Consider the following 20,243-nt stretch of genomic DNA (forward strand, 5'->3'; position numbering starts at 1 on the left):
CTAGGGGGTGAGCAGGTCGGCGCAGGCCTCGTACGTCGCGCGGTGCACCGCCCGTGCCAGCCGCGCGCCCCAGAGCGACCGCGGCCCGGCGAAGGCCTCGGCGGTCGGTTGTCCGCCGGACGGTCCGGTGGGCGAGGGCGCGGCCACGCAGACGGCGTCCGTCGGTGTGCCCGAGGCGTCCGCGCCGAGTTCGACGAGGGCCTGCACCTTCGCCTCGGTGGCGGTGGCGACCGCGTTGACGAGGGCGGCGTCCGTGAGAGGCACGGGCAGCGACACGACGATGTTGATCGTCCCGGGGCGCGGGGCCGCGACGCCGCCGGCGCCCGGAACGGCCGCCCAGCCCCGTACCCCGATCCCGGCCGTGACCACGGCCTCGGCGCCGCCGTCCGCCGCGTACCGCCGGTTCTCGACCGAGGCCGCCGTCATGAGCCCCACCCCGGGCCCTTCGAGCCCGGCCCCGGAGGCCAGCGCGCGGAGGTGGGAGACGGGGTCGAGCCGGTCGTAGCCGGGCGGGACCTGCGCGTTCAGGACCCAGGCCCGCTCCCCGATGCCTCCGCCGAGGACGGCGCTCGACACCATCCGTACGCCGGATCCCGGGGCCCACACCAGGAGGGGCCACGCGCGGCCCTGCTCGGTGTGCGAGAGCAGGGCGGCGTCGGCCAGGGACGGGCTCGCGAGGAGGGTTCTGGGAAGCACCCCCACACCCTAGGAGGTGTCCTGCGGCTCACCTCGACAGGGCCGCCATCACCTCCGCGGCCAGGGCGACGGGGTCTCCGGTCGGTGTCGTCGTGTACCGCTTGTGGCCGCGCGCCCAGGCGTCGTCCCTCGCGAACCAGTCGATGGGCTGTGGATCCGTACGATTCGCCAGCGCGGTGTCGAGACTCGCGAAGTACGCGGCCCAGCGGGGCGCATACACGTCCTGGATCAGACCGGCCCATTCGCGGTTGGCGTAGTCGTGCAGGCCGCCCGTCTCGCTCGGCACCCGGTCGCCCCAGGTGGTGAGGATCGAGCGGGCGTCGTACTCCAGCCGGTCGCGTTCGGCGCGGTCGGTCCCCCAGGCGCGGGCGTCGGCGAGCCACGGACCGAGCAGGAACCGCCGGTCGGAGGCGACCAGCCGCCCGAGCAGCTCCACCTGGGCGTTCCACTCGGCCACCAGCTCCCGGAACCGGGCCGCGTCCTTCACCTCGTACGCGGTCCTGATACGCGGCAGCAGGACGCGGCCACGGTTGGTGAGCGCCTGCCGTGCCACGTCCACGACGTCGAAGCGGTAGGCGTCCGTGGCCCGCAGCTCGGGCGCCACCCGCAGCAGTTCGGCGAGCGCGCGCTCCACGGTGGCGGCGTCGTAGCGCATGGCGCTCGGGCTCCAGCGTGCCGCCCTGGCCGCCGTGAGGCTCGGCCGCGCGGCGAGGAGGCCGTCCTGCGGTTCGCTCCACGTACCGGACGGCGTGCTGTACGGGCCGAGGCGCAACTGCTCCCACGCGGCGGCGGCGTGGGGGTCGGCACCGCCGTACCGCCGGGCGGCGTACGCCGCGAACCACGACCGGTGGTCGACCGGGCCCGGCTGCCAGGCGAGTTCGGTGAACAGGTCGAACGCGGCGGGGTTCCCGCCGGTGCCCTCCGGGAGGTAGGCGATGCCCCGCAGCGAGCTGCCGGGCGCGGTCAGCCACGTGTGGAAACGGTCGCCCCACACACCGGTGTTGGAGCCCAGGCTGGTGTGGCCGCCGAAGTTGCCGATCGAGCCGAAGGCGTACGGCGTACCACCCCACTCGGTCTCGCGGTCGAGTCCGTCGTAGCGGTCGGAGAGCCCGTCGACGACGAGCACCCGACGGCGGTCCACGCCGCTCAGGAGAGCCTCGGAGGGATTGCGCTGCCAGCCGAGCATGACCCAGGTGGCGCCGGGGTGCGCCGCCTCCAGCGCCTGCTGGACGGCCCCGGCCGCTCCCGCCACGTCGACGGGCCCTGGGGTGCCGCCCTCGTGCAGCAGATCCATCTTGAACATGTCGCTGTCCCCGAACCGCCGCTGCTGGAACCAGTAGTACGTCGCGGCCAGCCGCGCGAAGACCGGCCCCGTGGGGTCCAGCCAGTCCGGCCGGGCGAACCCCACCCACTTGCCCTGCGGCACCGTGACCGCGCCGGGGTTCCGGGTGGCGAACTCCGGTGGCACCGTGCCGAAGAAGCCCGGCAGCACCGGGGTCATCCCCAGCGAACGCAGATGCTCCGCGATCTTGCTTCCCAGCGACGCGCGGGACTCGATCAGCTGCTCGGAGACCGGTCCCGCGAAGCCCGACATGTTCTGCAGCAGCCACCAGCCCTGGTGGGCCGGGGCCGGGATCCAGTCGCGCAGCTCGGCCGCGGTGTAGCCGAACCGCTGGAGAGCGAGGTAGTACGCGTACTCGGCCCCCGTCGGGACGAAGACCTCGTTCACGCCGTGCAGCGCCATCAGGTCGATGTCGTGCCGGTACGAGGCGAAGCCGCGGTAGGCGCCGGAGTAGCCCTCGTCGGTGTCGTTCAGTGCGTAGCGGTGTGGCACGGCCGCTTTGCGGGTGATGGTGCCGGTGACCTCGGGGAGCGTGGAGGGCAGACGGGCGAGGCTGTCGCCCGGCCATCCGATGTCGACGCCCGCGACCCGCTCCAGGTACCAGCCGACCCCGGCGAGGAGCGTGGCCGGTGAGGTGCCGCGTACCTGGATCGCCCCGGTCGTCCCGGAGACGGAGAAGTAGTCGCCGGAGGCGGGTTCGTCGACCGCGACCAGCTCGAACTGCCCGGCCACGGAGGGCAGCAGGCGCTCCAGGCCGGCCCGGGCGGGCGAGGGGTCGAAGGCGGACGGGGGCGGCGGCCCGGGTACGGGTACGGGGGCGGGGACGGGCGCGGCGGTCGTGGCGGCTGGGGAGACCGCGGTCAGGAGGGCGAGCGCCGCGACGACGAGGGTGGGACGGCATCGGAGGATCAGACGACTGGCCATCTGGCTCCCGATCGGGGAGGGCTCCTGCGCGGAGGAGGGCAACGACGAGGACTAAGGCGTGGCTCATTGTCGGGTGGCCCGTGCCGATGGAGAGGGAGGCGGAGCCGTGGACCGAGCGATGCTCATCCCGTCGGACGCCCAGCGGAGGGATCGATCCCGCATGGCTTTCCCACGGGCCGCAGAGACAGGATCCCCCCGTGGCGGCCGCCGACACCCCGATGGCCGCGTCAGGCGTTGTCCGGGAGCGGGGCGGACTCGCCGACCAGGCCCGCGGCGCGGAGGTCGGTCCAGAACGCGGCGGGGATCGTCTCGGTGAGCGCGGCGGTGTCCTCGGCGATGCGGCTCGGGCGGGTGGCGCCGGGGATGACCGCTGCGGCGGCCGGGTGGGCCAGCGAGAACTGCAGCGCCGCGGCCTTGATGCTCACGCCGTGCCTCGCGGTCAGCGCCTTGAGCCTGTCGACGCGCTCGATGATCCCGGCGGGGGCCTTCCGGTACTCGAAGTGGGTGCCGCCGGCGAGGATGCCGGAGCTGTACGGACCGCCGACCACCATGTCGACGTTCTGCGCCTGGGCCATGGGGAGCAGGCGGGTCAGGGCGTGTTCGTGGTCGAGGAGGGTGTAGCGGCCGGCGAGGAGGAAGCCGTCGGGCCGCGGCTCGTCGAGGGCGAGCGTCAGCTCGATGGGCTCGGTCCTGTTGACGCCGAGGCCCCAGGCCTTGATGACGCCCTCGTCGCGCAGGCGGGACAGGACCCGGAAGGCGCCGGTGCGGGCCTCCTCGAACTTCCCGAGCCACTCGTCGCCGTGGAAGTCCTGGGCGATGTCGTGGACCCAGACCATGTCGAGCCGGTCGGTGCCCAGGCGCTTCAGGCTGTCCTCGACGGAGCGCTCGGTGGCCTCGGCCGTCCACTCGTGGACCATCTTGTTCGGGTTGCCGTGCTCGAACAGGCCGCCCTTCTCGCCCAGGTCGCGGGCGGCGGTCTCGTGCTCGTCGAGGACGACCCGGCCGACCTTGGTGGACAGGACGTACGTGTCGCGCGGCTTGGTGGCCAGGACTTCGCCGAGGCGGGTCTCGGCGAGACCGGCGCCGTAGAAGGGGGCCGTGTCGTAGAAGCGGATGCCGTGGCTCCAGGCGGCCTCGACGGTGGCGTGGGCCTCCTCGTCGGGGATCGCACGGAACATGTTGCCGAGCGGGGCGGTGCCGAAGCCGAGACGGCCGGGAAGGATTTCCTTGAGTGACATGACGGTGCCTTCTTATTGATGTGGGGGGCTAGTTGAGCTCGTCGGGGTGCGGGCCGGTGCGCAGACCGCGGTCGAGCGAGGCCACGGCGCTCATCTCCTCGTCCGTGAGGGCGAAGTCGAAGACCTCGAAGTTCTCGCGGATCCGGGCCGGGGTCACCGACTTGGGGATGACGACGGTGCCCAGCTGAAGGTGCCAGCGCAGGACGACCTGGGCGGGGGACTTTCCGTACCGGGCGGCCAGCTCGCCGATGACGTGGTCGTCGAGGACCGCGCCCTGGGCGAGCGGGCTCCAGGCCTCGGTGGCGATCCCGAGCCCGGCGTGCAGCGCGCGCAGCTCCGCCTGCTGCAGTCCGGGGTGCAGCTCGACCTGGTTGACGGCGGGGACGAGCTTCGCGCCGTCCATCAGCCGCGCGAGGTGGCCGGGCTGGAAGTTGGAGACGCCGGCCGCGCGGACACGGCCCTCATCGGCGAGCCGCTCCAGGGCGCGCCAGGACTCGCGGTACAGGTCGCGGGCGGGGGTCGGCCAGTGGATCAGGTAGAGGTCGGCGTAGTCGAGGCCGAGTTTGGCGAGGCTCGTGTCGAAGGCGCGCAGGGTGGCGTCGTACCCCTGGTCGGCGTTCCACAGCTTCGTCGTGACGAACAGTTCCTCGCGGGGCAGCCCGGAGGCGGCCAGCGCACGGCCGACGCCGGTCTCGTTGCCGTAGATCGCGGCGGTGTCGATGCTGCGGTAGCCGGTCTCGAGCGCGGAGGTGACGGCGGCGGCGGTCTCGTCGTCGGGGACCTGGAAGACGCCGAAGCCGAGCTGGGGGATCTCGACGCCGTTGTTCAGCGTGACGGTGGGGACGGCGAAGCCCTCCTGAGGGGTGCGGGTCGTCGTCATCGGGAGAGCTCCTCGAGCGCGGTGGTGGCGAAGCCGTGGTCCTGTTCGGGGGCGCCGCCGCCGACGCCGATCGCGCCGATCAGACGGCCGTCGCGGTGGACGGGGACGCCGCCGGCGATGAACAGCAGCGGCCGGTCGAGCGCGGTGGGCAGGGAGTGGAACGGCCCGTCGGGCTTGACGAGCTCGACCAGGTCGGCGGTCGGGGCGTCGAGCTGGAGCGCGGTGTACGCCTTGCGGGTGCTGGTCTCGCCCGAGATCAGGACCGCCCGGTCGTCGCGGCGGAAGGCGAGCAGGTGCCCGCCGGCGTCCAGGACGGTGACGCTGACGGTGACCCCGGCCGCCTCGGCGGCGCGGCGGGCGGCGGTGATCAGGATCTCGGCGTCGGCCGTCGTCAACGGGGTCACGGCAGTGGCTGTGGTGGTGGTGCTCATGGCGCTTCTCCTGGAATCGAGAGGGAGGGGAGGGGGGAAGGGAGGGGGGGAAGGGCTGGTCAGTGGTGTGCGGGGGTACGGGCCGCCGCGACCGCGGCTGTCTCGGCCGGTGCCGGTGCCGGTGCCGCTGCCGCCGCCACGGGGGCGCGGCGCTCCAGGGCGGCGGACCAGAAGGCGAGGCCGAGTGCCGCGGCGGCGAGGACGGCGCCGACCCAGTTCGGGGAGGTGTAGCCGAAGCCGGAGGCGATGACGAGGCCGCCGAGCCAGGCGGCGAGCGCGTTGCCGAGGTTGAAGGCGCCGATGTTGACGGCGGAGGCCAGCGTCGGCGCGCCGTGCGCCTGGTCGAGCACCCGCTTCTGCAGCGGGGGCACGGTGGCGAAGCCGAGCGCTCCGACGAGCAGGATGGCGATCGCGGCGAGGACCTTGTGGTGGGCGAGGACGGTGAACAGTGCGAGGACGACCGCGAGCCCGCCGAGGGTGGTGTAGAGCAGGGGCATCAGGGCGCGGTCGGCGTACCGGCCGCCGATCAGGTTGCCGAGGAACATGCCGATGCCGAAGAGGACGAGCAGCCAGGTGACGGAGCCCTCGGAGAAGCCGGCGACCTGGGTCATCATCGGGGCGATGTAGGTGATCGCGGCGAAGACGCCGCCGAAGCCGAGCACGGTCATCGCCATCGCGAGCAGCACCTGCGGGTTGCGGAAGGCGGTCAGCTCCCGGCGCAGTCGGGCGCCCTCGGGGCGCGGTGTGTCGGGGATCAGCCTGGCGATGCCGAAGAGTCCGACGACGCCGAGCGCGGCGACGATCGCGAAGGTGGTGCGCCAGCCGACGGCCTGCCCGACGAAGGTGCCCAGGGGCACGCCCACGATGTTGGCGACGGTGAGACCGGTGAACATCGTGGCGATGGCGCCGGCCTTCTTGTCCGGGGCGACCAGCTCGGCGGCGACGACGGACCCGATGCCGAAGAACGCGCCGTGGGCGAGCGAGGCGACGACCCGGCCGGTCAGCATCATCCCGAAGCTCGGGGCGACGGCGGACAGCACGTTGCCGAGCACGAACAGGCCCATGAGCAGCATGAGCATCCGCTTACGGCTGACCTTGGTGCCGAGCACCGTGAGCAGGGGCGCGCCGACGACGACGCCGAGCGCGTATCCGGTGACGAGGAGGCCGGCCGTCGGGATGGTGACGCCGTAGTCGGCGGCGATCTCGGGCAGCAGCCCCATGATCACGAATTCGGTCGTGCCGATTCCGAAGGCCCCGACGGCCAGGGCGAGGAGTGCGAGCGGCATGGCTCAACCCTTCCGAAATTGCTTGAGCGAGCTCTTTACGTGCCTTCACAATAGTTGCATGCGCGCTATAAGTGCAAACGCTGATAGTCCGTGCGCTCGGGATGGCGGTGGCTGCACGTTCAGGCCCGCATCGGCGGCGACGCGAGGGTGACGGCTGCCTGGTAGGAGTCGGCTGTCTTGTCGTAGCGGGTCGCGATGCTCGGTGCGTGGCGAGGTTCCGTGCGTCGTCGGCGTTTCGTGTGTCTGCCTTCTGGCACTCTCTTCGTGCATGGGGGTATGTCGTGCGAAAAGTCGATAAGGGGTATTCGTGAATCCGGAGAACCGAAGCCGGACGTTGAGGGCCGCCGCCGGAGTCTCGGCCATGGTGCTTCTGCTGCTGACGGGGTGTGACGTGCCCGGTGTCTACCGGCCGGCCCGCCCCGCCAAGGGCGGTCCGTTCACGTTCTACGTGAGCCGCGACGGTGACGACAGGAACGACGGAATGTCGCCGGCGGCGGCGTGGCGGACCCTCGACCACGCGAACACCGTGCAGTTCCAGCCGGGCGACCGTCTCCGGCTCAAGGGCGGCCAGCGGTTCGCCGGCAGCATCACCCTGGACGAGGACGAGGCGGGCAGCGCGACGAAGCCGGTCGTGATCGAGTCGTACGGCGCCGGGCGCGCGACGATCGCCCCACGCGGAACGTCGGGCATCACCGTGCGCGACACCGCCGGCGTGGAGGTGAGGGACATCGCCCTCGTCGGCGACCGGAAGTCACGGCGCGAGGGCGTCGGCATCGCGCTGCGCAGCAGCCTGCCGGACACCCGTCGGCTCAGCCACGTCAGGATCACGAACGTGGAGGCGAGCGGATTCCAGAACGGGATCAGCATCGGCGCCGAGGGTGAGGCGCGCGCCGGCTTCGGCGACGTACGGATCGTCAACGTCTCCGTGCACGACAACCTCGAGACCGGCCTCGTCGTCTACGGACCCGCGTTCCGGGCCGCGCACCCCGCGTACGCGCACTCCGGACTCCGGATCGAAGGCGTCAAGGCGTACGCCAACACCGGCGATCCGGAGAGCGCCCGGCGCAACACCGGCAGCGGCATCTCGCTCGGCAGCGTGCTCGACGCGAAGGTGGTGGGCTCGGTGGCCCACGACAACGGCACGAGGTCCGCCACCGACGCCGAGGAGGGCCCCGAGGGCATCTGGGTCTACGACTCCTCCCGCGTCGTCCTGGAGCACAACAAGTCGTACCGCAACCGCACCGGATCACGCGTCGACGGCGGCGGGTTCGGCCTCGACAACAACGTGTCCTTCTCCGTCATGCAGTACAACCTCGCCTATGGCAACGACGGTCCCGGCTTCCTCGTCTACTCGGGTCAGCCGACCGGCGCCCACCACGACAACGTCGTCCGCTTCAACATGAGCTGGGACGACGCCAGGAAGCTGCCCGAGTACGGCGGTATCGTCGCCTACGGCACCCGCATGAAGAACCTGGACATCCACCACAACACGGTCGTGATGCGCACCGAGGGCCTCCCCTCCGCGGCGGCCGCGGGCATCCGGCCCCCGGCCCTGCGGCTGCGCGACGGCATGGCCGGTGTGCGCGTCGCCAACAACGTCTTCGCGACCGACGGCGGCCCCCTGCTCGACACCCAGTCGGCGTACGGCCGGAGCACCGTCAGGCTCGCGGGCAACGACTACTACAGCACTGGCGGCTGGGCCCTGGAGTGGGGCGTGCACCGTTACACGTCCCTGGACGGCTGGCGTGTCGCGTCCGGCCAGGAGACGCTGGACGGCGGTCCGACCGGCCTCAGCGAGGACCCGTGTCTGAGCGGCCTGACCGCGCCGGTCACGGACGGCGCCGCCGGTCCGGAGGGCCTGGTGCCACGCTGCGAGGGCCTGGTGCCCCTCGGCGTGGATCCGCAGGCCCTCGGCATCGACCCGGGTCCCGTCGACTACTTCGGCCACCCGGTTCCGCAGACTCCGGCGGTCGGGGCCGTCCAGCCCCGCGCCACTGACTGAGGCGGCCCCGGTACCGTGCGGCGCTGCCCGGCCGGCCGAGACCGGTCCGGGCAGCGAGCCGCTGGTCACCACCGGCTCGCTACGTCCCGCTGACAGAGCTGACGCCGCCCACCGGGCTGACGGGAAGCGCGGGGGACGGTACTCCGGATGCCTGCGAACCGGACGCCGCCGGGGACGCGATGAGAGTGCGCAGGGGCTCCACTGCCCGGTCGCCGGCCTGCCGCGGCTCCTCCGGCGGCGGTGCCGGACGGCCCAGTGCCTTCACGGTCCAGCCGGCCGCGCGCCACGCGTCGTGCGGGAGCGCGTTGCGCCCGTCGATCAGCAGCGGGGTACGAACCACGCGGGCCAGCTTGACCGGATCCAGCTCGCGGTACTCGCTCCACTCGGTGAGGTGCAGCACGAGCTCGGCGCCCTGGCATGCCGTCAGCAGATCTGCTCCACAGCGCAGTTCCGGGTGGGCGAGCACGGCCTTCGCCGCGCCCTCGGGGTCGTGAACCCGGACCCGCGCGCCCTGCCGGTGCAGCTCCGTCGCGACGGCCAGCGCCGGCGAGTCCCGTACGTCGTCGCTGTTCGGCTTGAACGTGGCGCCCAGCACCGTGACCCGCCGGCCCGTGAGGTCGCCGCCGAGCAGTTGCCGGGCGAGCGCGACGGTCCGGCTCCGCTGCCGCTGGTTGATCTCGTCGACCTGGCCGAGGAACGCCACCGCGGGCCCGACGCCGAGCTCCTGGGCGCGGACGGTGAACGCCCGGATGTCCTTGGGCAGACAGCCACCGCCGAAGCCGAGCCCCGCGTTCAGGAACTGCCGGCCGATCCGGGTGTCGTGGCCGATCGCGTCGGCGAGGGTGGCGACGTCCGCGCCGGTGGCGTCGCAGATCTCGGCCATCGCGTTGATGAAGGAGATCTTCGTGGCCAGGAAGGAGTTGGCCGCGGACTTGACCAGCTCCGCCGTGTTCGGGTCGGTGACGAGGTACGGGACGCCCGCAGCCAGCATCGGGGCGTACACGCGGCGCAGCGCCTCGTCCGCCGCCTTGCCGGTCACACCGGTGACGATCCGGTCCGGCCGCAGCGTGTCGTCGACGGCGAAGCCCTCGCGTAGGAACTCCGGGTTCCAGGCGAGCTCCACGCGCGTGCCCGGAGGCGCGAGCCGCGCGACGCGGGCGGCCAGCCGGGCGGTCGTGCCCACGGGGACCGTGGACTTGCCGACGATCAGACAGGGTGCGGACAGGTTCGGGGCCAGTCCGTCGACGACGGCGTCCACGTACCGCAGGTCGGCGGCCTGGGAGCCGGCCTGCTGCGGGGTGCCGACGCAGATGAAGTGGACCTCGCCGTGCGCCGCCGCCTCCCGCAGATCGGTGGTGAAGCGCAGCCGGCCGGAGTCGAGCGCCCGGGTCAGGACGTCCTCGAATCCCGGCTCGTAGAAGGGGGGTCGGCCTTCGGAGAGGCCGGCCACCTTCTCGTGGTCGACGTCCACACCGAGGACGTCGTGTCCGATCTCGGCCATGCAAGCGGCGTGCACGGCTCCCAGATATCCCGTACCGATGACGGTCAACCGCATGCGTTGTGCTCCTGTCTGCGCGGGGGAGGGGAAGGTGGGAGTGGGTGGGAGGGGAGGCTCAGCGGGCGTAGCCGTACGGGTTCTGCTGCTGGAAGTGCCAGGCGTCGCGGCACATCGCGGCCAGGTCGTGGCGGGCCCTCCAGCCCCAGGCCGCGGCGACCTTCGACGGATCGGCGACGAGTTCCGCGACGTCGCCGGGGCGGCGCCCGGTGACGCGGTACGGGATCGGGCGGCCGGACACCTCCTGGAAGGTGCGTACGAGGTCCAGGACCGACGCGCCGCGTCCGGTGCCGAGGTTGAGGATCACCATGCCGGGCTCGTCGTCGATGTGGTCGAGGGCCGCGCGGTGCCCCTCGGCGACGTCCACGACATGGATGTAGTCGCGGATGCCGGTGCCGTCGGGCGTCGGGTAGTCGTCGCCGAAGACGCTCAGCTCCTCGCGGCGGCCCACGGCGATCTGGGTGAGGTACGGCATGATGTTGCCGGGCACGCCGTGCGGGTCCTCGCCGAGCAGCCCGGTGGGGTGGGCGCCGGCCGGGTTGAAGTAGCGCAGGGCCAGTACCCGCAGCTCGGGCACATGGCGGCAGGCGTCCGCCAGGATCCGCTCGCAGGTCCATTTGCTGGTGGCGTACGGGTTCGTCGGCGCGGCCGGGGACGCCTCGGTCAGCGGTACGGTCGTCGTGTCGCCGTAGACCGAGCAGGACGACGAGAACACCAGCCGGTGCACCCCGTGGTCGTGCATGGCCGAGATCAGGGCCGTGGTGCCGCCGACGTTGATGTCGTAGTACGTGAGCGGGATCTGCACCGACTCGCCGACGGCCTTCTTCGCGGCGAAGTGGATCACCGCGTCGATCGGGTGGGCGGTGAAGACGGCATCCAGGGCCCGGCGGTCACGTACGTCCCCGACATGGGCCGCCGCGATCGGACGGCCCGCGATCTTGGCGACGCGTTCAAGGGCCTCGGGGGAGCTGTTGGAGTGGTCGTCGAGGACGACGACCTCGTGGCCGGACGCGAGCAGCTCGACGCAGGTGTGGCTGCCGATGAAGCCGGCGCCGCCGGTGACAAGGACCGTACGGGGCACGGGGAACCCTCATTTCTCGGCCGGCCACGCGGGCCGGCCGGGCCGTCACCAGGCGTAGTAGCCGGTGAGATAGGTGGGGAAGACGTACACGGCGAGCGCCAGGGGAACCGCGCACACCAGGCCGCAGCAGAGCGGCAGCGCGGCCGTGCGCAGGGCTCGGAACGCGGAGACACCGGTGGCGCGCGCGGTCTCCTTGACGTGCAGTACGCCGATCGCGAGCGTCACGGCGGCGTACGAGACGGCGCCGAGCAGACAGAGGAAGACATAGCCCACGGCGGGCCCGGTGAACTGGCCGACGAGCGCCGAGCCCGACAGGACCGTGGTGATCAGCAGGTACGGGGCGACGGTGCGCAGCGGGAGCGGCTCCAGGCCGTCGCGCTTCTTCGGGGTGACCTTGAAGGTGATCTGACGGGGCCGCAGCTTCTGCAGCACCGCGGCGAGCACGCCCCAGGCCACGTATGGCCAGCGGGACAGGCCGAACAGCCAGATCTCCCAGCTGAGGACGGCGGAGTCCCGGGGGCGCAGCAGCCCGCGGCGGCGGCAGAGCAGTGTCAGCAGGATCAGCCAGACGGACATGCTCCAGAAGTGCGCCAGGAACTCCCCGTAGTTCACGTTGATCCAGGGCATGCCGGTGATCGCGGCGATCGGCGGCAGCGCGATGCCCACGACGGTGGCCGCGGCGAGCAGCGGGTAGAACATCAGCGCCGTGGCGAAGCGCACGCGCAGCTTGAGCGGCATCCGGCCGAGGTGGCGGGGCAGCATCCCCAGGAGCATCACCGCGAGGCTGCGGGACCACTGGAACTCCTGCGTGATCATCGCGCCGAAGGTGAGCGGTCCTTCGCCGTGCGCCTCCGCGTCGATCGCGAACGCGCCGTGCCAGCCGGCCGAGTTGAGCAGGAACGTGGTCGAGAAGTCCTCGGCGAGCTCAGGTCCGAGGCCGCCGATCTCCCGCAGGGCCTGGGTGCGGACGGCGTAGTGGGAGCCGATGCACACGGGCGCCAGGCCGGCCGAGTGGCCCAGCTGCACGGGCCCGTGGAACATGGCCTCGCGCTGCAGCCGGCCGCGGGCCGCCCAGGACTCGGCGGCGTTGGAGTCGCACACGCTGGGAGCCGCGACGTAACCGATGGCCGGGTCGGCGAAGGGGCGCACGACCTCGGCGAGGTACCGGGGGCCGGGCACGTGGTCGCAGTCGAGCTGGGCGACCACGTCGTAGTGGGCGTATCCCCAGTGGTCGTAGAAGAAGGCGAGGTTGCCCTCCTTGCAGCGAGTGCGTCGTGGCCACTCGGCCCGGTGGTAGTCGGCGCGGCCGCGCCGGCAGGAGACGTGGACGCCGCGGCCCTCGCACCAGTCGAGGATCTCCTCGGTCGGGTCCTCGTCGCACAGCCACACGTCGTAGCCGTACGGGAAGTCCTGGGCGAGCATCGCCTCCAGGGTGGTGCGGGCGATGTCCCAGCTCTCGGAAGGGGCGCGGGTGACCACGAACGCGGTGTGGAGCGCCGGCACGCCGACGGCCGGATCGAAGCGGCGCATCCGGAGCAGCGCGACGAGGAAGTGCACCGGCAGGTAGGTCAGATAGAGCAGCAGGGCGCTGTTGACGATGAGACCCGGCCAGCCGATGCGGTGCGAGGGCTGGAGCCACCAGGCCCAGAACCAGACCAGGCAGGCCACCCAGCCGAGGGACAGCAGGACGACGAGCCAGCGGTCGACGCGCGTGAAGGCGCGTACGAAGCTCGACGGGAGCGTGTCGAGTCGGCGCGGCGGCCCGGCGAGGACCGGGCCGTCCGGGCCGATGGAGGCCACGGATCCGCCGGACAGGGTACGGATCTCCGCGCCCAGCGCCTCCCATTCCTCCGGGGAGCCGGGTACGGGGGAGAGGAGTGGGGGATTCTGGACGGTCCCGGTGGCGAGGGTGGGGCCGTGCTCCAACGACGTCATGGCAGCGAGTTCTCCAGGCGGTGCGTGAGCGGGCCGTGGGATACGGAGGAGCCGGGGAAAGAGCCGGAGGCGGAAAGGCGGGAGGCCCTTGGACGGTGCGGCGGGGGAGGCGCGGGCGTCGCGCAGATCAGCCGCCCGAGCCGGACGGACCGGCCGTCGTGGGCGTCACACCGGCGGTCTCGGCGGCCGGGCCGGGGATCGTCTGCGCCGCCGTGGTGGCGCCGGTCACCGCGGTCAGCGGCACCGTCTCGTCCTGGCCGCCGCGGATCGCCGCGGCCGAGGCGCCGAGCCGGTCCGGCCGGGCGGCGAAGTACGCGACGGTCCTGCGCAGGCCCTCGGTGATGTCGATCTCCGGTTGCCAGCCCAGTACCTCCTGGGCCCGGGTGATCACCGGGCGGCGGCGGACCGGATCGTCGACCGGTAGCGGGTGGTGCTTCACCTCGGAGCGCGACCCGGTCATGGCCAGGACCGCCTCGGCGAGCTCGGTGACGGTCCGTTCGACCGGGTTGCCCAGGTTGAACGGGCCCATCTCGGAGGAGTCGAGGAGCGCCAGGAGACCGCGGACCAGGTCGTCGACGTAGCAGAAGCTGCGGGTCTGCTTGCCGTCGCCGTAGATCGTCAGGGGCTCACCGGTGAGGGCCTGGGTGATGAAGCTTGACACCACCCGCCCGTCGTGCGGGCGCATCCGCGGCCCGTAGGTGTTGAAGATGCGCGCGATGCCGACGTTGAGGCCGTGGGTACGGCGGTACGCCGCGGAGACCGCCTCGGCGTATCGTTTTGCCTCGTCGTAGACGCTGCGCGGGCCGATGGAATTCACATTGCCCCAGTACGCCTCCTCCTGCGGATGGACCAGCGGATCGCCGTAGATCTCGCTGGTCGACGCGAGGACGAAACGCGCGTTGTGGCGGAGGGCGAGGCGCAGGGCGTTCTCCGTGCCGCGGCTACCGACCCTGAGGGTCTCCAGCGGCCGGCGCAGGTAGTCGGGCGGCGAGGCGGGGGACGCGAGATGGGCCACGGCGTCGACGCGGCCGGCGCCATCCGCCGACACGCTCACGTCGGCGTGCTGGAAGGCGAAGCCCGGGTGGGAGAGGAGCGGAGCGATGTTATCGGGATCGCCCGTCGAGAAGTCGTCCAGGCACACCACCGAGTCACCGCGCCGCAAGAGCGCTTCGCAGAGATGTGACCCAAGGAAACCACCGCCACCGGTCACGGCTACGCGCATGTGTTTCTCCAGGGGTGAGAAGCGGAAATGGCGTCACGCCCCGATGGCGCGACGGCGCGAGAAATGCTGATCGGGTGAGCTGATAAACGCAGCATTCTCGGGAAAGGCAAGCAAAAGCGTATGGCCGTACATACTCATTGTTTTGGAGGCGATTCCGGCTGTTCGGCTGTTCGGCCGATCCCTTCGGTGACCGTCTCTCCGGGAAGTCCCCCAGTTCCCGGGCCGCCACTGCCGTAGGGCCTGCGGGTCACCGTCACGCGCACGTGTGAGTGCGGGCTGCGCGCGCCCGGAGCCCGGCCGCGCGCGGCCGCCGGCTCACTCCCGTACGTACAACTGCACCAGGCCGCTCTTCAGCTGCGTGCTGCGGGCGAGTTCGAATCCCTTGCGCACGGCGATGATCTTCGGGTCCTCGTCGAACCACTGCTCGCTCCAGGCGCTCGGCCAGGCCACCACCCAGACCCGCCGTTCCGCGCCGATGCGCGCTCCGATCCGGTCCGCGTCGAACTCCTGGCCGTAGAACGTGCCCGACGCGGCCGCGTCCACTTTGAGGGCGATGTCGCGGCGGCCGGCGAACTCCCGGTCGTAGGTGAGGAAGATGTGCCGCTGGTACGAGGGGACGAACAGCACCGCGTCGTTCGGGCGCGTCTGCGCGGCCACGTACGCGGCGAGCTCCCGGAGGTCGTCGATGCGGCCGTCCTTGCCGCGCTCCTGCTCCTGGAACGGGAGCTGGCACCAGAACGCGGCCGCGACCGCCACGACGCCGGCCGCCGTCACCACCGGCCGCCAGGGCGCGGAGCGCAGCGCGCCCAGGAGGCGTTCCCAACCCGCGCCGACCAGCAGCGGGAATCCGGCGAACGCGAACAGCAGGTAGCGGTCGACGAACAGCGGCTTCACGAGCGAGACCGCGAAGAGCAGCGCCACCGGCAGGACGACGAGCGGCAGCGCCACCGCGGTCAGGCCGACACGGCCGGTGCGCCGCAGAGGCGACAGCACGGCGAGCCCGGCGAGCAGCGCCGCGACCGTCAGCACCCGGATGTCCGGGCCCGCGAACTGCAGGGCGAGCAGCCTCAGTTCCTCCACTCCCGGCTCCTGGATCCACGAGGTCTGACTGCCCTGTCGGGAGGAGACCAGCGCGAGCGGCACCAGCGGCACGACCGCCGCGCCCGCGGCCGCCGCCCACCGTCGCAAGGCCCCGGTACGGGACCCGGCCGCCAGCACCGTGGCCCCATGGGCGACCAGCATCAGCACGGCGAACTCGTGCAGCAGGGCCGTGCCGGCGACGGCGGCCGCGTACCCGGCCCAGCGTCCGGCCGAGTCGTGCTCGATGGCGCTCACCAGGCACCAGGTGGCGAGCGCGGCACCGGCCGCCACGAGGGCGTACGAGCGGCCCTCCTGTGCGTAGAAGGAGGTGAACGGGGTGGCCGCGTACAGCAGCCCGGCCCACAGGCCCACCCGGGGGCGGGCCAGCCGGCAGCCGATCGCGGCGACCAGTCCTGCGGAGCATGCCGCGCCGAGCACCGACGGGAGCCGCAGCATCACCTCGTCGGCCCGGACGGCGAGGACGGCGTGCATCAGGAGGTAGTAGAGGCCGTGGACGGCGTCCAGCTCGCCGAGGAGACGCCAGATGTCCGGTACCGAGCGCCGGGCGATCTGGAACGTCGCGGACTCGTCGCGCCACATCGTGCCGCGGTTCAGGCCCCACAGCGCGATGCCGAGCATGACGGCAGCGGGCACGAGGACCGCGCCCGCGGTGGCGAGGCGGCTCGGCGGGACGGCGGGCGGAGGTGTGCGGTCACCGTCCGGGACGTACCGGGGCGGGGTGCTGCTGACGGGTGAGTTCGCCGTGTGCATGCTCGGACCTTAGGCGTTTCAGACGTATTTGCCCCAGTTCAACCCTGTTGGGTGAACGCCCTGTCACCTCAACGGAGCTGGAGCGGGACGCGGTGTCGCCGCTGATGCCCGTGCCATGCGCAGGACTCGACCAGCGGCGGGCTGGACGGAGAACACCCGCACTCCGGCCTCAGGCGATGACAGAGCCCCTTGACAGGAGCTGTACGACGGCCAGCCCCGCAACCGCGATCGCCGCCCGGAACGGCCATCGGCTGCCCTCACGCCACCTCGGGACGGTACCCATCACCGCGGCGCATCCCGCCGCCGTCGCACACGCCCAGCCCGGTGCTCCCGCCGTCCCGGGCGGGCACACGGTGACGATCGCGACCGCGGTCAGCATCGTGACCAGAGCGAGCCGGCGACAGGCCACGGGACCGAGGCGCTGAGGCAGTCCACGCACGCCCGTCGCGAGATCGTCCGCGATGTCCGGCAGTGCGTTCACCCAGTGGGCGCCGACACCGAGCAGGCCGCTCGTGACCACGGCCCACCAGGCGGGCCAGGCGTGCGTCGGCGGGCCGAGCGTCACGAAGGCGGGCAGGGACGCGAACCCGACGGCGTACGGCACGGGCGAGATCGGGGTTCTCTTCAGGACCAGGTTGTACGCCCACCCGCCGGCGATCACGCCCGTGAGGTGGACGGTCGCGGCGGCCGGGCCACTGAGCAAGGAGAGCGGGACACAGGCGGCGAGCGCCACCACGGCGGCCACGGCGGCCGTCCGTGGGTGCAGAGCCCCGGTCGCGATCGGTTTGTCGCGGCGGCCGCTGGCGGTGTCCCGGCCCGCGTCCACCGCGTCGTTGCACCACCCGATCGAGAGCTGACCGGCGAGCACCGCCGCTCCGACCGCCACGGCGCCCCCCGGTCCTCGCCCCGACGTGGCGGCCAGAGCGGTGACGAACGCCGTCACCGCGAGTGTCGGCTCCGGGTGGCACGAGTGGAGCAGCGTCGCGAGCCGGTGTGTCGCTCGCACCGGAAGACCAGGGAGGTATAGAGACACGGGAGCAAGGTAATCGCGCCGTCGGTCGTGAGGAGACATCCCGGAATGCGTGTCCCCACAGCCGACCCGCTCGCCCCCGTCACGCCCTCGGCCGCGCCCGCCGGCGGCCCCATCGGTGAGCGGACCGATCCGGACGGATGGAAGAGCGTCGTCGTCGCCGTCCGTACGGCCCTGCCGGAGCATCGGTACACCCAGGACGAGCTCACCGAGCTGATCGGCGACCTCTGCCTCGCCCCGGGAGCGGACCGCACGGTGCTGCGCCGGCTGCACGGGGCCGCCGGGGTGCGGACTCGTCATCTCGCTCTGCCGCTCGACCGGTACGCGGCTCTGGGGGACTTCGGTGAGACGAACGCGGCATGGATGGCCGCCGGTCTGGAACTCGGCGAACGGGCTCTGACGTGTGCGCTCGAAGCTGCCGTGCTGTCGCCCTCGGAGGTGGATCTTCTGGTGTGCACCTCCATCACCGGCATCGCCGCGCCGTCGCTCGACGCCCGGCTCGCCTCGCGCATGGGCATGCGGCCGGATGTGAAGCGGATTCCCGTGTTCGGGCTCGGCTGCGTGGCGGGAGCGGCCGGTCTTGCCCGGCTCCACGACTACTTGCTCGGCCATCAGGGCGAGGTGGCCGTGCTGCTCAGCGTGGAGCTGTGCTCACTCACCCTGCAGCAGCGCGACGACTCACCGGCCAACCTCGTCGCCGGTGCCCTGTTCGGCGACGGTGCGGCGGCGGTCGTCGCGCATGCCGCGCGGGCCGACGACCACCGGTCCGGTCGGCCGGCGGTGGTGGCCACCCGCAGTCTCCTCTACCCGGACACCGAGCACCTGCTGGGCTGGACGATTGGTGCCGGAGGGTTCCGACCGGTGGTGGACGCCGCCATCCCCGATGTCGTGGGGGCCCGGATCGGTCCGGACCTCCGGGACTTCCTGGCCGCCCAGGGCCTGGCTCCGGACGACATCGAGACCTGGATCTGCCACCCCGGGGGACCGCGGATCCTCACAGCAGTGGCACACGCCCTTGACCTTCCCGACGGTGCACTCGACTCGGCCCACCGGGCCCTGGCGGTGTCGGGGAACATGTCCTCCGCCTCGGTACTGCGGATCCTGGAGGACGTCACCACCGACACCCCTCCGCCACCGGGCTCATGGGGCCTGATGATGGCGATGGGTCCGGGTTTCTGTGTCGAGTTCGTCCTCCTGCGCTGGTGAGGGATCACGGATCATGCTCTGGTACACGCTCCTCCTGGCGGGCGTCGCGGCGGAACGCCTCGTCGAACTCGTCGTGGCACGACGCAACGCGGCCTGGACCCTGGCCCGTCTCGGGGTCGAGTACGGCCGCGGTCACTACCCGGTCATGGTGGCCCTGCACACGGCTCTGCTCGCGAGCTGTCTGACCGAGGCCTGGCTGGCCCACCGACCGTTCCTGCCCGTACTCGGCTGGACCATGCTGGCCGTCGTCGTCCTGGCCCAGGCGCTGCGCTGGTGGTGTGTCACGACCCTGGGCCCGTACTGGAACACGCGGGTCATCGTGGTCCCCGGCGCCCGTCTCGTGCGCGCCGGACCGTACCGCTTCGCACGCCACCCCAACTACGTCGCGGTCGTGGCGGAGATCGTGGCGCTTCCTCTGGTGCACTCCGCGTGGCTGACCGCGACCGTCTTCACCGTGGCCAACGCGGCGCTGCTCACCGTCCGCGTCCGGTGTGAGAACTCCGCCCTGGCGCGGGTGAGCGTGGCGTGAGCCGCACCCACGATCTGCTGATCGCGGGCGGCGGCCCCGCGGGGCTGGCCACCGCGCTGTATGCGGTGCGGGCAGGGTTGGACGTCGTCCTGGCAGAGCCGCGAGGCCTGCCCGTCGACAAGGCCTGCGGAGAGGGGCTGATGCCTGGGGCGGTCAGGGAACTGGGCGCGCTGGGACTGGACGTGCCCGGACGGCCGATCCTCGGCATCCGCTACCGGCAGGGCCCGCACCACGCCCAGGCGGAGTTCCGGCACAGCCTCGGCCTCGGAGTGCGTCGCACCGTACTGCACGCCGCCCTGCACGCGGCCGTCCTCGCCGCCCGAGTGCCCGTCCTGCCGGTACGCGTACGGGACGTGCGTCAGGATGCCACGGGCGTCTTCGACGGCGCCACGGGTGTGCGCGCCAGGTGGCTCGTCGCCGCGGACGGACTGCACTCGCCGGTGCGGCGTTCGCTGGGGCTCGGCATGCCCGGCAAGGGCGTCCCGCGTTACGGGCTCCGCCGGCATTACGCCGTGGCGCCGCCCTCCTCGTACGTCGAGGTCCATTGGGGTCCCCACGGCGAGGCGTACGTGACCCCACTCGGGCCACAGCTCCTGGGCGTCGCCCTCCTGACCTCACGGCGTGCCCCCTTCGACGAACAGCTGGCCGGCTTCCCCGAACTGGCGGCCACTCTGCCCCGGCAGGCCGCGATCGGCGCCGTGCGTGGTGCGGGTCCCCTCCGCCAGAAGGTCCGCACGCGCGTCCATGGGCGGGTCCTGCTGGTGGGCGATGCCGCCGGCTACGTCGACGCGCTGACGGGCGAGGGCATCTCACTGGCTCTCACCGGCGCCAGGGTCCTGGTAGATCAGCTGCGTCGCGGCTCAGCCGGCTCGTACGAGGCCGCCTGGCAGCGTGCGACCCTCCGGCACAGGCTCCTTACCGACTGTCTGGTGCGAGCTCGGCAACGGCCCCGGCTGGCGGACAAGATCGTGCCGGCCGCGGCCCGGCTTCCCCGCGTCTTCACCCTCGCGGTGAACGCCCTCGCCTGAGCGTCCT

General features: G+C 72.3%; 16 protein-coding genes. 4 read left to right on the plus strand and 12 right to left on the minus strand.

The genetic code is table 11. The features are described from left to right. The 6 genes from SGA01_RS23025 to SGA01_RS23050 all read right to left on the minus strand — a co-directional run bounded on the left by SGA01_RS23025 (window position 1) and on the right by SGA01_RS23050 (window position 6,797). Complete coding sequence (locus tag SGA01_RS23025) at window positions 1-696, minus strand: adenosylcobinamide amidohydrolase (protein ID WP_141298313.1); 696 nt, start codon at window positions 694-696, stop codon at window positions 1-3. A gap of 28 nt (window positions 697-724) precedes the next feature. Continuing rightward, on the minus strand, window positions 725-2,962 hold the full coding sequence (locus SGA01_RS23030) for an alpha-N-acetylglucosaminidase (RefSeq protein ID WP_141298314.1): 2,238 nt from the start codon (window positions 2,960-2,962) through the stop codon (window positions 725-727). Between the two features lie 227 nt (window positions 2,963-3,189). Continuing rightward, window positions 3,190-4,200 carry an aldo/keto reductase gene (locus SGA01_RS23035; RefSeq protein ID WP_141298315.1) on the minus strand — a complete coding sequence of 337 codons (1,011 nt, stop codon included), beginning with the start codon at window positions 4,198-4,200 and terminating at the stop codon, window positions 3,190-3,192. Between the two features lie 28 nt (window positions 4,201-4,228). Next, window positions 4,229-5,080 carry an aldo/keto reductase gene (locus SGA01_RS23040; RefSeq protein WP_141298316.1) on the minus strand — a complete coding sequence of 284 codons (852 nt, stop codon included), beginning with the start codon at window positions 5,078-5,080 and terminating at the stop codon, window positions 4,229-4,231. Next, complete coding sequence (locus SGA01_RS23045; RefSeq protein WP_141298317.1) at window positions 5,077-5,511, minus strand: GlcG/HbpS family heme-binding protein; 435 nt, start codon at window positions 5,509-5,511, stop codon at window positions 5,077-5,079. Before SGA01_RS23045 ends, SGA01_RS23040 begins: the two co-directional genes overlap by 4 nt. A 59-nt stretch (window positions 5,512-5,570) precedes the next feature. Then, window positions 5,571-6,797 carry an MFS transporter gene (locus tag SGA01_RS23050; RefSeq protein WP_141298318.1) on the minus strand — a complete coding sequence of 409 codons (1,227 nt, stop codon included), beginning with the start codon at window positions 6,795-6,797 and terminating at the stop codon, window positions 5,571-5,573. Window positions 6,798-7,158: 361 nt separating this feature from the next. Here SGA01_RS23050 and SGA01_RS23055 point away from each other — a divergent pair, with 361 nt between their 5' ends. Next, a complete protein-coding gene (locus tag SGA01_RS23055; protein ID WP_141298319.1) occupies window positions 7,159-8,799 on the plus strand; it encodes a right-handed parallel beta-helix repeat-containing protein in 1,641 nt (546 codons plus the stop codon). 79 nt (window positions 8,800-8,878) lie between these two features. On the opposite strand, the gene SGA01_RS23060 is transcribed toward SGA01_RS23055, so the two are convergent. The 6 genes from SGA01_RS23060 to SGA01_RS23085 all read right to left on the minus strand — a co-directional run bounded on the left by SGA01_RS23060 (window position 8,879) and on the right by SGA01_RS23085 (window position 17,515). Continuing rightward, window positions 8,879-10,354: a UDP-glucose dehydrogenase family protein gene (locus SGA01_RS23060; RefSeq protein WP_141298320.1), complete on the minus strand. Its 1,476-nt coding sequence runs from the start codon at window positions 10,352-10,354 to the stop codon at window positions 8,879-8,881. Between the two features lie 58 nt (window positions 10,355-10,412). Next, the gene (gene galE, locus SGA01_RS23065; protein ID WP_141298321.1) at window positions 10,413-11,435 is read right to left on the minus strand and encodes a UDP-glucose 4-epimerase GalE; all 1,023 of its coding nucleotides are present in this window, start codon (window positions 11,433-11,435) and stop codon (window positions 10,413-10,415) included. A gap of 45 nt (window positions 11,436-11,480) precedes the next feature. Further along, entirely contained in the window at window positions 11,481-13,370 is a 1,890-nt protein-coding gene (locus tag SGA01_RS23070) for a glycosyltransferase family 2 protein (RefSeq protein WP_141298322.1), read from the minus strand. A 127-nt stretch (window positions 13,371-13,497) separates the two neighbouring features. After that, entirely contained in the window at window positions 13,498-14,592 is a 1,095-nt protein-coding gene (locus tag SGA01_RS23075; RefSeq protein ID WP_141298323.1) for a UDP-glucuronic acid decarboxylase family protein, read from the minus strand. A gap of 315 nt (window positions 14,593-14,907) precedes the next feature. After that, entirely contained in the window at window positions 14,908-16,443 is a 1,536-nt protein-coding gene (locus SGA01_RS23080) for a glycosyltransferase family 39 protein (RefSeq protein WP_141298324.1), read from the minus strand. A gap of 169 nt (window positions 16,444-16,612) precedes the next feature. Further along, window positions 16,613-17,515, minus strand: coding sequence for a UbiA family prenyltransferase (locus SGA01_RS23085; RefSeq protein WP_141298325.1), 903 nt, complete (start codon window positions 17,513-17,515; stop codon window positions 16,613-16,615). Window positions 17,516-17,521: 6 nt separating this feature from the next. On the opposite strand from SGA01_RS23085, the gene SGA01_RS23090 reads away from it, so the two are divergent. Genes SGA01_RS23090 through SGA01_RS23100 form a run of 3 tightly spaced genes read left to right on the plus strand, consistent with a single transcriptional unit; the run spans window position 17,522 to window position 20,236 of the window. Next, the gene (locus SGA01_RS23090; RefSeq protein WP_141298326.1) at window positions 17,522-18,679 is read left to right on the plus strand and encodes a type III polyketide synthase; all 1,158 of its coding nucleotides are present in this window, start codon (window positions 17,522-17,524) and stop codon (window positions 18,677-18,679) included. A gap of 13 nt (window positions 18,680-18,692) precedes the next feature. Then, window positions 18,693-19,208, plus strand: a complete 516-nt coding sequence (locus SGA01_RS23095) for an isoprenylcysteine carboxyl methyltransferase family protein (RefSeq protein ID WP_141298327.1) — start codon at window positions 18,693-18,695, stop codon at window positions 19,206-19,208. Beyond that, window positions 19,205-20,236, plus strand: coding sequence for an NAD(P)/FAD-dependent oxidoreductase (locus SGA01_RS23100; RefSeq protein ID WP_141298328.1), 1,032 nt, complete (start codon window positions 19,205-19,207; stop codon window positions 20,234-20,236). Before SGA01_RS23095 ends, SGA01_RS23100 begins: the two co-directional genes overlap by 4 nt. Window positions 20,237-20,243: the final 7 nt, after the last annotated feature.

It is taken from the genome of Streptomyces gardneri (assembly GCF_006539185.1).
In the GTDB taxonomy this organism is placed as follows: Bacteria; Actinomycetota; Actinomycetes; order Streptomycetales; family Streptomycetaceae; genus Streptomyces; species Streptomyces gardneri.